This is a genomic window from Salinigranum salinum (genome assembly GCF_009176545.1).
In the GTDB taxonomy this organism is placed as follows: domain Archaea; phylum Halobacteriota; class Halobacteria; order Halobacteriales; family Haloferacaceae; genus Salinigranum; species Salinigranum salinum.
Genome location: NZ_VTOJ01000002.1, coordinates 1,818,612 through 1,830,697, shown reverse-complemented (window position 1 = coordinate 1,830,697; position 12,086 = coordinate 1,818,612). Strand labels below are relative to the sequence as shown.

The 12,086-nt window shown below is 69.4% G+C and carries 11 protein-coding genes; 5 read left to right on the top strand and 6 right to left on the bottom strand.

What is annotated here, in order from left to right; all coding sequences use genetic code 11:
- Positions 1 to 2 precede the first annotated feature (2 nt).
- Positions 3 to 665: a 2-phospho-L-lactate guanylyltransferase gene (cofC, locus tag FZP69_RS20190; protein WP_152043153.1), complete on the top strand. Its 663-nt coding sequence runs from the start codon at positions 3 to 5 to the stop codon at positions 663 to 665.
- Here cofC and FZP69_RS20185 read toward each other — a convergent pair.
- The gene (locus tag FZP69_RS20185; RefSeq protein WP_152043152.1) at positions 652 to 1,197 is read right to left on the bottom strand and encodes a hypothetical protein; all 546 of its coding nucleotides are present in this window, start codon (positions 1,195 to 1,197) and stop codon (positions 652 to 654) included. The two genes, cofC and FZP69_RS20185, sit on opposite strands and share 14 nt — an antisense overlap.
- A gap of 170 nt (positions 1,198 to 1,367) precedes the next feature.
- On the opposite strand from FZP69_RS20185, the gene cofG reads away from it, so the two are divergent.
- The 3 genes from cofG (at position 1,368) to FZP69_RS20170 (ending at position 6,489) form a co-directional block, all read left to right on the top strand.
- Positions 1,368 to 2,501 carry a 7,8-didemethyl-8-hydroxy-5-deazariboflavin synthase subunit CofG gene (cofG, locus tag FZP69_RS20180; protein ID WP_152043151.1) on the top strand — a complete coding sequence of 378 codons (1,134 nt, stop codon included), beginning with the start codon at positions 1,368 to 1,370 and terminating at the stop codon, positions 2,499 to 2,501.
- A gap of 528 nt (positions 2,502 to 3,029) precedes the next feature.
- Entirely contained in the window at positions 3,030 to 4,772 is a 1,743-nt protein-coding gene (locus FZP69_RS20175) for a nitrite/sulfite reductase (RefSeq protein ID WP_152043150.1), read from the top strand.
- Complete coding sequence (locus tag FZP69_RS20170) at positions 4,765 to 6,489, top strand: Coenzyme F420 hydrogenase/dehydrogenase, beta subunit C-terminal domain (RefSeq protein WP_152043149.1); 1,725 nt, start codon at positions 4,765 to 4,767, stop codon at positions 6,487 to 6,489. The genes FZP69_RS20175 and FZP69_RS20170 overlap by 8 nt, the downstream gene beginning before the upstream one ends.
- A gap of 45 nt (positions 6,490 to 6,534) precedes the next feature.
- Here the strand turns inward: FZP69_RS20170 and FZP69_RS20165 are convergent, their stop codons facing one another.
- The 3 genes from FZP69_RS20165 to FZP69_RS20155 form a co-directional block, all read right to left on the bottom strand.
- Positions 6,535 to 7,140 (bottom strand): metal-dependent hydrolase, encoded by a 606-nt coding sequence (locus tag FZP69_RS20165; protein ID WP_192918669.1) that lies wholly within the window; start codon positions 7,138 to 7,140, stop codon positions 6,535 to 6,537.
- Between the two features lie 163 nt (positions 7,141 to 7,303).
- Positions 7,304 to 8,677: a 7,8-didemethyl-8-hydroxy-5-deazariboflavin synthase subunit CofH gene (cofH, locus tag FZP69_RS20160; protein WP_152043147.1), complete on the bottom strand. Its 1,374-nt coding sequence runs from the start codon at positions 8,675 to 8,677 to the stop codon at positions 7,304 to 7,306.
- A gap of 106 nt (positions 8,678 to 8,783) precedes the next feature.
- Entirely contained in the window at positions 8,784 to 9,542 is a 759-nt protein-coding gene (locus FZP69_RS20155) for a Sir2 family NAD-dependent protein deacetylase (RefSeq protein ID WP_152043146.1), read from the bottom strand.
- Positions 9,543 to 9,779: 237 nt separating this feature from the next.
- On the opposite strand from FZP69_RS20155, the gene FZP69_RS20150 reads away from it, so the two are divergent.
- A complete protein-coding gene (locus tag FZP69_RS20150; RefSeq protein WP_152043145.1) occupies positions 9,780 to 10,814 on the top strand; it encodes a phosphoribosylaminoimidazolesuccinocarboxamide synthase in 1,035 nt (344 codons plus the stop codon).
- Between the two features lie 42 nt (positions 10,815 to 10,856).
- Here the strand turns inward: FZP69_RS20150 and FZP69_RS20145 are convergent, their stop codons facing one another.
- Together FZP69_RS20145 and fer are read right to left on the bottom strand one after the other, a co-directional pair.
- Positions 10,857 to 11,099: a hypothetical protein gene (locus FZP69_RS20145; RefSeq protein ID WP_152043144.1), complete on the bottom strand. Its 243-nt coding sequence runs from the start codon at positions 11,097 to 11,099 to the stop codon at positions 10,857 to 10,859.
- A gap of 239 nt (positions 11,100 to 11,338) precedes the next feature.
- Positions 11,339 to 12,016: a ferredoxin Fer gene (fer, locus tag FZP69_RS20140; RefSeq protein WP_152043143.1), complete on the bottom strand. Its 678-nt coding sequence runs from the start codon at positions 12,014 to 12,016 to the stop codon at positions 11,339 to 11,341.
- Positions 12,017 to 12,086: the final 70 nt, after the last annotated feature.

The following is a 12,086-nucleotide window of genomic DNA, read 5'->3' as shown; positions in this document are numbered from 1 at the left end:
CGATGCGCGTCGTCGTCCCGTTCGACGCGACCGAGCCGAAGACGCGGCTCGCCCCCGTTCTCGACGCGACCGAACGCCGCGCGTTCGCCGAGCGGATGCTGCGGGACGTGCTCGACGCCGTCGCGGCGACCGACGCCGACACCGACGTCGACGTCCTCGCCACCGCCGCGGTCGACCCCGGGGACCCGGGGGCGACCGTGCGGGTCGACGACCGCCCGCTCTCGGCCGTCGTGAACGACGCTATCGACGAGACGGTCGGCAGGGACGCGGCCGACGGCGACGCCACCGGCGACGCGCTGGCGGTCGTGATGGCCGACCTCGCGCTCGCCACGCCGGCCGCACTCGCCCGACTCGTCGACGCCGACGGCGACGTCGTCCTCGCGCCGGGTCGCGGCGTCGGTACGAACGCGCTCGTCGTCCGAACGCCCGCGTTCGAGGTGGACTTCCACGGCACGTCGTACCTCGACCACCGCCGCGCAGCCGACGACGTGGGCGCGACACTCGGAACGGTCGACTCTTTCCGGCTCTCGACGGACGTCGACGAACCCGCGGATCTCGTCGAGGTGTTCGTCCACGGCGAGGGTCGCGCGCGCGACTGGCTCGCCGACCGGTTCGAACTCGCGATCGACGACGCGGCGGGGCGCGTCGCCCTCAGCCGTCGGTGAGACGAAACGGCGCGAGACAGATCACCCACTCCGTCTCCATCGTCCCCGCCGTCGGCACCGAGACGCCGAACAGGTACGTGCCGGGCGAGAGCCGGTCGACCTGTGGGAGGTCGGTCAGCCGCCACTCGTGTTCGCCTCCCGGGGGCACTTCGACGACGCCGTTCCCGCTCGACTGACGCTCGACGAGGTCGTACTCGTCGCCGGGACCACCGACGTAACGGTAGACGTCGGGGTTGTGCGGGTTGAACCGGAGCGCCTCACCGGTCGCGTTGGCGAGGACGAACCCACTCTCGAGGGAGTCGACCCGTGCGACGTGCTCCGTCGCGCGAACGACGACCGGCGGGTCGTCGGCGCGGTGCGCACAGACGGCCGCGGCCGGGTCGATACCGCCGGGCGGACAGGGCAGGTCGTCGAGCGGCGGCTCCGTGGTCGATCCCACCGACGACGGGGTCCGTGCGAACGGGGGGAGCCGAGTGCCGCAGCCGGCGACGGGAGCGAGAGCGAGCGTCGCGAGGACCGAGCGGCGGCGCATGGGTTCGTGTCACGTGGGGCTACGCGTAGGTCTTGGGGTGCGGACGAGCCGATGCCGCTCCGGAACGGGGCTCGTTCGGGCTCTGACGCCCGGTTGATCGGTCAGTGACGGGGCGCCCGGTTCCGTCGTCGACCCCGTCGTTTATATCCCCCTGTGCCCGAATCCCGGGTATGTTCCCCGGTGCGGACGCGTACGACCTCTCGCTCATGGTCGACGAGGGACGGGTCGAGCGCCTGCTCGACGTGACACCGGCCGACGTCGACCCCGCACCCGCGCTCACCTTCTCGCGGAACGTCTTCCTCCCGCTCACGACCGCGTGCCGCTACACCTGCACGTACTGCACCTACTACGACGTGCCGGGACAGGCGTCGCTCATGTCCCCTGCCGAGGTCGAGGAGACGCTCCGGATGGGTGCCGACGCCGGCTGTACGGAGGCGCTGTTCACGTTCGGCGACAAGCCCGACGAGCGCTACGAGGCGATCCACTCCCAGCTGGCGGAGTGGGGTCACGACTCGATCCTCGACTACCTGTCCGAGGTGTGTGAACTCGCGCTCGACGTCGGTCTGTTGCCCCACTCGAACCCCGGCGACCTCACCGAAGCGGAGTTCGAACGCCTCGGGGACGTGAACGCCTCGATGGGCGTCATGCTGGAGACGACGGCCGACGTGGCGGCGCACTCGGGCGGGCGGAAGAAGACGCCGGGCCAGCGGCTCAACACGATCCGCGCGGCCGGCGAGGTCGGCGTCCCGTTCACCACGGGGCTCCTCGTCGGCATCGGCGAGACGTGGCGCGACCGCGCCGAGTCGCTCCTGGCGATCCGGGCGCTCCACGAGCGGTACGGCCACATCCAGGAGGTCATCGTCCAGAACGTCGTGCCGAACGAGCGCTCGTCGTTCGAGCGGCCGTCGGTCGAGACGATGCGGCGCGTCGTGGCGATGGCGCGCGTCGCGCTTCCCGAGGAGGTGTCGGTCCAGGTGCCGCCGAACCTCTCGCCCACCGCCCGACTCCTGGACTGCGGCGTCGACGACCTCGGCGGCGTCTCGCCCGTGACGGACGACTACATCAACCCCGACTACCAGTGGCCGGCCCTGCGGGAACTGGAGGATCTCGCGTCGGGTGCGGGCGTCCCGTTGCACGAGCGCCTGCCGGTGTACGAGCGGTACCTGTCGACGGCGGACGCGAACGACTCCTCCACTGACCGCGCGTGGGTTTCGGAGCGCATCCGGGCGGCGATCGCGGCCGACGACGACGCGGGTCGGCGGTACCGCGCGTGTCTCTCCTCTGCCCACGGGAGCCGGGCGTAACCAGAACCGTCGAAAAACCGGCAACATCATCCGATTACACGGTCGTGTGTGACCGCGCACAGCTCGAGTCAACCGCCGCGTGCGCGAGCGAACCTCGCGAACCTGGCGTTGTGGCGCGTCGTAGACGCCCACGCAAGACTCCCGGTGTCCCGGAGTGGTGGCAGATGTGGCTCGTACGACGAGGGGCATACGGCTGGCCCTCGTGTAGGTGACCATGCCAACGAACACTGGTGGCAACTCGCACGGGCGGTCGCGCGCGGTGCGCGGCGGGCGTGTCGGCACGGGGGGATTCAGATGAACGCGGTCACAGCGGAGCTGTTCCCTGCTCACGCTCATCTCGGGGGGATTCGCGTGAACGCTGCTGCACGTGGAGCGCGCAGCAAGCTCATCTTCGTCCCGGAGGGACTCAGATGAACACGGTCACAGCGGAGCTGTTCCCTGCTCACGCTCACCACCGGAGGTGGCTCGCGTGAACACCGTCGCACGCGGAGCGCGCGACGAGCACACGCTCATCTCGGGGGGATTCGCGTGAACACCGTCGAGCAGTGGAAACAGGAGAAGCACCCGCTCGACGTGGTCGAGGACGTCTACGAGTACGCCGCGGAGGGGCTGTCGTTCGACGAGATCGAGGCGCGGGCGGGCGACGGCGAGTGGGAGCGGCTCAAGTGGGCCGGGATGTACAGCCACGGCCGCCAGCGGGGTTACTTCATGATGCGCACCAAGGTCCCCGGCGGCTACCTCACGCCCGAGCAGGCCGAGGTGATCGGCGAGGTCGCCCGCGACTACGCCACCGCTCCCGAAGAGTACGGCGGCGACGAGCAGAACCCGGTGTGGGGCGACGCCTTCCTCGACATCACCACCAGACAGGACGTCCAGCACCACTGGATCGAGGTCGAGGACGTCCCCGACATCTGGGACCGCTACGACGACGTCGGCCTCACGACGATCCAGGGCTGCGGCGACTCCGCGCGCAACGTGCTCGGCTGCCCCGCCGCGGGGCTGGACGACCACGACTGCTTCGACGCCCAGCCCGTGGTCGACGCGGTCTCGGACTTCTTCACGAACAACCGCGAGTACGCCAACCTCCCGCGGAAGTTCAAGATGACCATCACCGGCTGTCGCGAGGACTGCGCGCAGTCGCAGATCAACGACGTCGGGATGACGCCTGCGCGGAAGACGCTGGAGGGGGTAGATCAGTACGGCTTCCACGTCCGTGTCGGCGGCGGTCTCTCCGACGGACCCCGGATGGCCTCCGACCTCGACGTGTTCGTCCCGCCGGAGGACGCGGTCGAGTTCACTCGCGCCGTCGCCCAGACGTTCAAGGAACTCGGTGACCGGAACAACCGCGGCGTGTGCCGGCTGCGCTACCTCGTCCAACAGCTGGGACCCGAGACGTTCGAGGCGGCCGTCCGCGACCGCTGTGCCGTCGACCTCCCCAGCCGGGGAACGGATCTCACGCGCGGCTATCGCGGCGACCACGTCGGCGTCCACGAGCAGAAACAGGACGGTCTCTACTACGTCGGGTTCAACGTCGTCGCCGGGCGCATGGGCGGCGAGGAGTTCGTCGAGGCGGCCCGCGCCGCCCGGGAGTACGGCACCGACGACGCGTCGGTCCGGCTGGCGACCGACCAGAACTTCCTCGTCACCCACGTCCCGGAGGAGAACCTCGACGCGCTCCTGGACGAGCCCTTCGCCCGCACGTATCGTCCGGATCCCGGCCCCTTCTCGCGGGGTGCCGTGGGGTGCACCGGCTCGGAGTTCTGCAGCTACGGCATCGTCGAGACCAAACAGCGCGTTCGACGGTGGGCGAAGGCGCTGGACCGACGAATCGACACTCCCGACGACCTCGAAGTCGTGCGGATGCACCTGTCGGGCTGTTCGGCGTCGTGCGCGCAGCCGCAGATCGCGGATATCGGCTTCCGCGGGGAGACGGTGAAAGTCGACGATCTCGGGGCGACGACGAACGAGGGGAACGAGGTGTCGACGACGCCTCGAGGAGACGGCGAAGCCGTCGACATCGTCGAGGGGATGGACTTCGGTCTCGGCGGTTCGTTAGGCAGCGACAACGAGTTCCTCGACTGGGTCGAGGCCGCGGTGCCCGCCGACGCCGTGGTGCCGGCGCTCGAACAGCTGTTCGACGCCTTCGCCCGCGAACGGCGCGACGACGAACGGTTCTACGAGTGGTGCCGCCGCGTCGACAACGACCGGCTCCGAACCGTGATGCAGCGGGCCGATGCCGACGTCGTCGGAGGTGTCGCGGCCGATGACTGACCCACACGACCCGTCGGTCGACCCCCACGAATCGCCGCCGACGAACGCGCCGGCCGACGCCGCACCCGAACTCACCGAGCCGGCAGCCGACGAACCGGAACAACCCGAGTCGGCGGCGGACGGGCGAGAGGTCGCCGACGGAGGGAGGCTCCCTCGTGTTCCCGAGGGCGATGGTGGCGACCCGCAGGTCCAGAACCCGAACGCCGTCACGGGTGACGGCTGGAAGCCGATCCAGTTCCGACGCGGCCCGCGGCCGTCGTCAGGCGCCCAGTCGGGGACCGACGACCCTGGCTGCGGCTGTGGGAGTTCGTGTGGCTGTCGCTCGAACGACTCGGCGGCGACCGACGGCGGTGTCCAGCCGGCGAACGTCGACAGCGAGGGAAACCTCACGGACCTCTCGTTCACGCCACCCACGGAAGGAACGAGCCAGGACGTGTCCGACGAACCCGTAGACAGACGCGTCCAGCTTCCCGACGGCGTGGATCCGGAGGAGCTCGACACGCCCTCGTACGCGATCCGGGGCGAGATGAACGACATCGCCGAACCCGACGAGAAGACGTGGTTCATGGAGCTGGATACGGCCGTCATCGACGCCGATCGCTGCATCCAGTGCGGGACGTGCGTCGCCGCGTGTCCATCCGACTCGATCGGCATCGGCGACGACGACCTCCCGGAGCTGGTGAAGATGTGCACCGGCTGCTCGCTCTGCTGGGACTTCTGCCCCCGTGGCGGCCTCCGCTACGAGCGCCAGTGGAAGATCACGGGCGGCGAGGACAACGTGAAGGGGGCGGGCGACCCGATCACGGAGTTCTCCGCGAAGGTGGAGGAGGCGTGGCGCGAGGGGTCGCAGGACGGCGGGGTCGTCACCTCGGTGCTGATCCACCTCCTGGACGACGGCGAGATCGACGGCGCGCTCGTCGCGCGCGAGTCCGACGAGGAGGCGTGGAAGGCGGAGCCGTTCCTCGCGACCTCTCGGGAAGAACTGATCGCCAACGCCGGGAGCGTCTACAACCAGACGATGGCGCTCGGCGCGCTCGACGTCTCCGATCTCGTCGACGACCTCGCGGCGGACGTCGAGAAGGATCCCGACGACCTCTCGCTCGCCCTGGTGGGGACGCCCTGCGAGATCGAGGGCATCCGGGCGCTGCAGGACTTCGACTGGGAGTACGGGAGCCAGGAGGCGGGCGTCCGTGCCGTCGACTACACGATCGCCCTGATGTGCACGAAGAACTTCAACTACTACGCGCTGATGGGTGAACTGATCGAGGAGGAGCGCGGGATCGCCCGGGAGGAGATCGGGAAGATGGACGTCCTCCACGGGAAGCTGATGGCGTACGACCACGACGGCGACCTTCTGCTCGAGGAGGACGTCGAGCACTTCCACGATGCGGCGCTCAAGGGCTGCGACGAGTGTGCGGACTTCACCGGCTACTGCGCGGATCTGACGGTGGGTTCGGTCGGGTCGTCCGACGAGTACTCCAGCGTCATCGTCCGCACCGAGCAGGGGCTGAAGGCGTGGAACCTCACGAAGGACGATCTGGCCTACCACGATCTCGAGGACAGAAGCGCCGTGGGGAAGCTGCAGGGGTGGGACAAGAAGCAGGCGTTCGAGTCGCTCCAGCGGCCGTTCGACCCCGACGCACCGCGGTTCATCGACTACACCGACCACGCCGAGAACTACGGCACGGTGGTGAACCCTCACGAGGCCGACCACTGAGTCCAGTCGGGGCTGGCGTCCGTTCCCGTGCCGCGGTGCCACTGCTCACCGCGACCGGACGAACGCGACTACCCAGACGAGGACGGCGAGCGGGCCGGGGATCGGGATGCGGCCCGACAGCTGTGGGACGCGCTTGCGCACGACGACGTAGCCCGTGCCGACGACGAGGGCGGCGACGACGACCGGTTCCACAGAGGGACCGAAGACGACGAGCGCCGGGACGGCGGCGAGCGCGGCGACGGCGAGGTCACCGGGCGAGCCGTCGTACCTGACCAGTCGACGAGGCTCGATCCACCGCCGGCCGACGTGCGAGTAGACGCCGCGGTTCGTCCTGGCGAGCCACGGATGTGGCTCCGACGAGCCGCCGAGGAGGTCACAGAGCGGATGGACGGCGACGGTGAGGAGAAACACAGCGCTCGCGACGAGCCACGGCGTCGGCCGAGCGAGCGCGATTCCCGCCGCGACGAGAGCCGGTGGCCAGGCCAAGAGCGGCAGGTGGAACGTCCGGCGATGGGTACCGACGGCCATGTCGAGGTCGGGGGCGAGGCTCCCGAGGACGGCCGCAGCGGCCACCGACGGCGCCAGCTCCGGGGCGACGATCGCGACGGGCGTCGCCAGGAGGAGGCCGACCATCGCGTGAGTCGGGGCCATCACGGCGCGCTCACCGGACGTTTCCCCGTTCCCTCACTCGGTTTCGGTCGACGTCGCATACGAACCGTAACGGAAGTCGTCGGCACACTTAGACGTGTCGTGATCGTCCCCTCGCCGGTTTCCTCCCGCGCCCGGCGATTCGGTCCCCGTTGCCACCCTCACCTCAGTCGTCGTCGGCTGCGACGCCCCGTCGCGGGCGGTCGAGCAGCGGCGTCCCGTCCGCACGCGGGCCGAGGTGTGGCCCGAACGGCGGGTCGTCGGGGTCGACCCGGTGTCTGGTCCGATAGTCCGTGGAGCGTTCGACCAGCGGCCGACCGATGGCCGAGACCATGTCGATGTAGTCGGCGACCGAGCGGAACTCGCCGTACTCGCCGCCGGCGCGCTTCGTGATCTCCTCGGAGAGGATGGTGCCCATGAGGTCGTTCGCGCCGCAGTTGAGCAGTTTGAGCGCCTTCGCGTTGCCGTACTTCACCCACGACGACTGGACGTTGTCGACGTTGTCGAGGTAGAGCCGCGAGACGGCGATCATCAGTTCGTCCTCGTCGTCCGAGGCCCCGCCGTCGACGATCCCGCGCCTGTAGAGGGGCGTGTTCTGGTGGACGAACGACAGGGGGACGAACTCGGTGATCCCTCCGGTGCGATCCTGGAGGTCGCGGACCACGTCGAGGTGCATGACGCGGTGCATCTCGTTCTCGACGTGGCCGTACATGATCGTCGCCGTCACGTCCAGCCCGGCGGCCACGGCGCCCTCCATCGCGTCCACCCACCCCTGGGTGTCGATCTTGCCGGGGCAGATGACGTCACGCACCTCGTCGACCAGGATCTCCGCGGCGGTCCCCGGTGCGGAGTCCAGCCCCGCATCGCGGAGACGCCGGTACACCGACTCGTACGACCAGTCGGTGCCCCGTCTCGCGTGGTACGCCTCCTCGGGCGTCATCGAGTGGAGGTGGACGCCGCCGACGCTCATCGCGCGCATCTGGTCGAGGTACGTCCCCGGGTCGACCTCGTACCGGGCGGGCGGCTTGTAGTTCACCGTCTGCGCCGGCGAGTCGTACGACGCGAGGATCTCGTGGTGTTCGTCGTCGAGGGCGAACGCGGGGTGGAGTCCCGACACGGAACACACCTCCGATATCCCCCGATCGAGCGTCGTCTCGACGATCCGGCGCGACTCCTCGGGGGGTTTGGTGAAGCCGGCGTGGTCGCCCTCGCCACGTTCGAACTGGTGGGCGGTGTCCTTGAAATTGCAGAACAGACAGCCGGTGTTGCAGGCGGTGGTGACGTTGTTGTTGAGGTTGGCGACGAACGTCACGTCGTCGCCGACGACGTCGGCACGGCGACGGTCGGCGGCCTCGAGCACGCGTTCCTTCCGTCTGAGGTCGATCCCCGCGTGATCGGTCCCCGTGGTGAGGAGTTCGACGCCGTCGGCGACGGTGAGGCGGTCGCCGGCGCGCGCCTTCGCCAGGGCGTTCTCGAACGACTGGTCCGTCTCCGGCACGTGCTCGAACGTCACGTCGTCGGGGACCCGTCGTGCGGACATGCTCCCTCGAAGACGCTACGGGGTCAAAAATGGGCCGGTCGGGGAAACTCGAGAGGGAGTGCCTCCGCGGGTCGGCGCGTCGATCCGCCGACGTGTAGGCGTGTCGTCACAGCCGCTCGTCGACGAGGTCGACCAGCCGTGGCAGCGCCGTCGTGACGTCCGCGCGGAGGTCGTGGTCGGCGCGGTCGGAGTACGGCGTCTCGTCGAAGTTGACGACGACCAGCCGCGAGCCCAGTCCGGCCAGCGACGCCGCCGGATTCACCTGGAGCGAGGTGCCGACCGCGAGCACGGTGTCGGATGCCATCGCGAGGTCCTCTGCCCGGGCGAGGACGTCGGGGTCGAGGTTCTCGCCGAACAGCACGACGTCGGGTTTGTACACCCCACTGCAGCCGCAGCGTGGGGGGGAGTCGTCCCCGTCGGCGTGCTCGACGATCGGCGCGGCGTCACGCGTCTTCCCGCAGGCGTGACAGGCGACACGGGCCGCGTTACCGTGGAGTTCCACGAGGGTCTCCTGGCCGGCGGCGCGGTGCAGGCCGTCGGTGTTCTGCGTGGCGACCCCGTCGAGGACGCCCCGCTCTTCGAGCGCGACGAGCGCGTGGTGGGCGGCGTTCGGCTCGACCCCCTCCGGGAACATCGCGTCTTGGAGCCTCCGACGATCGACCCAGAACCCCTCGGGATCGCGCAGGAAGCGCGAGTAGTGGAAGTCGTTCGGGTCGAACTGTGTCTCCCAGATGCCGTCCTCCCCTCGAAAGCTCGGCACGCCGGAGGCCGTGGAGACGCCCGCGCCCGTGAGCGCCATCGCGCCGCTCCCGTCGACGAGCGCGTCGGCGACCGCGGCGAGGGCGGCGTCGACGTCGGTGGTCATGGTCGGGAGGAGTCGTCCCGTGGACAAAAGCCGCTCGTCGACGTCAGTCGTTCGCGCGGCGCAGACGGTGCCACTGTCGCCGTGAACCGTGGCGTCGTTTTCGCGCTCGCGCACCGGTCAGCCCCTGCATCGCCAGCGACGCGAAGGCATTCGGCGTGACGGGACAGACGAAACGACGAGTATGACGGGAGAGACGGAACTGCAACCTTCTTCCTGCCGGCCCCCGCGAACACGCGTATGACCAGCGTCAAGGAGATCCACGTCGACCGCGAACCCGACGCGGACGGTCTGGGCCGGGGGACGTTCTACTTCACCGACGACTACTCCGTCTTCGACTGGGGGCGGATGCCCGACCGGATCCCCGACAAGGGAACCGCGCTCTGTACCATGGGGGCCGCGAACTTCGAACTCCTGGACGTGAACCACGTCCCCACGCACTACCGAGGCGTGTACGAGGAGGTGGACGCGGGTGCGGGCGAACCCAAAGAGCTGGGCGAGTGTGAGACGCCGCCGCGGACGATGGCGATCGAACTCGCACGGGTCCCGGAGCTCCCGGTCGACGGCGAGGCGTACGACTACGAGGCGTTTCACGCCGCGGCGGGCGACGGCTACGTGATCCCCCTGGAGATCGTCTTCCGCAACACGGTCCCCGAGGGTTCGTCGCTCCGGAAGCGGCGCTCGCCCGACGAGTTCGGGCTCTCATACGAGGAGTGGCCCGACGAACCGGTCGACCTCCCCGAGCCGATCGTCGAGTTCTCGACCAAGTTCGAAGAACAGGACCGCTACCTCTCGCGCCCGGAGGCGGACGCCATCGCGGGGAAGGCCAGCCTCGACCGGCTCGAAGAGCTCGCGCTCGGCGTCAACACGGTCGTGACGATGCGGGCCGAGCAGAGTGGCTTCACTCACGAGGACGGCAAGATCGAGGTGGTGTACGACGACGGGACGCTCAAGGTGGCCGACGTCGTCGGGACGTTCGACGAGAACCGCTTCTCGTACGACGGACAGGAGCTCTCGAAGGAGGTCGTGAGGCAGTATTACAGACGGACGGATCCCGAGTGGGTCGACGCGGTGGCCGCGGCGAAGCGGGCGGCGCGCGAGGCGGGCGACGCCGACTGGCGGAGCCGGTGCGAGGAGACGCCAGAGCCGCTCCCTCCGACGGTGCTCGACACGGTCTCGGATCTCTACACTGCAGGGACGAACGCGTACACCGGCTTCGACTGGTTCGACGCACCCCCGCTCGACGACGTGGTCGACCGGGTCGCCGACCTCTGAGTCGCGTTCCGGCCACGACGTCAGCAGCTCCGGAGCATCGGCTCACCGGGTCAGGAGATATCCTCCGAGGAGCACGAACCCCGAACCGACGACGAGCGGGGTGACGACGATGAGGGGGTGCCACGGCTCGCAGCCGTCGCATCGTCCGGCACTCGCCTCTGCTGCGACGGTCAGGTGGACGTAACTCCCGGCGCCGACGAGACCGATCCCGGCTAGGAGGACCACCCCCGCCAGCAGGTCGCTCGCGCTCCGCTCGCCCCCGGCCGGCGTTTCCGTAGTCGGCATGCGCCAACAGAGGGGCCGACTCCCCGAGTTCCTTGTGGTCGGACACACGACCGTTTGACCGATGCACGGAGTCGACACGGCCGGAGTCACACCCTCGGCGGCGTTGGCCTCTGCTACGTCGCGCCCCGTCCCCCGGCCGACGGGACGGCCGGCGGCTTCGTCGAGTCGCTCGCGCTCCGCTCGCCGGTCTCTTCAATCCGGTTCGTCGAGACGTCGGGGACGACTCACGCTCGGCCCCGTCAGTCGTTGAGCTGTGCCTTCTCGAAGCGGCTGGCCGGCAGCCGGAGCTCGTCGAGGTCCGGCAGGTGTTTGACGTTGTAGACGACCCGCAGCTCGTCCGTGGTCGGGATGCCGATACAGGAGAGTTCGAAGCCGCGGTCGAGCAGATCGTTCGAGAGGATGTGTCCGGCGGGCATCTCCATCTCGCCCTCCGTGACGGCGACCGCACAGTTGGCGCACGCGCCGCCGCGGCAGGCGTACGGCCACGCGAAGCCGCACTCCTCGGCGGCGTCCAGCAGTGTCTCGTGGGACTCGGCGCGGAAGCGCCCGCGATCCGCGGGGTCGAGGTCGGCGTCGGCCGCCTTCTCGAACAGGTCCTCGTCGTCGAGGCTCCACCCGTGGTCGGCGAGGACGTCGTAGTTGAGGTACTCGACCCGCACGCCCTGGTCCTCGGGACGTTCCTCGACCGGATCGTCGGCGGACGGACTCGAGGCGTCGGCCTCTGCAGGCTCGATCTCCAGTTCGGCGGCGCCGTCGCCGGCCTGGATCTCCTCGTACGCCCGTCTGACCAGCTGGAGTTCGCGTGCCGAGCCTCCCTGGTCCGGATGCGTCTCGATCACCCGCCGGCGGTAGGCCCGGCTGATCTCCTGTTCGTCCGCGTCGGAGTCGACACCCAGAATCTCAAACGGAGACGCCACGTCACTTCCTAGCGAAATAGAGAATATAACGCTTCTCCCCCGTGGCGACTCGACGTCTCTTCCCTCGCCA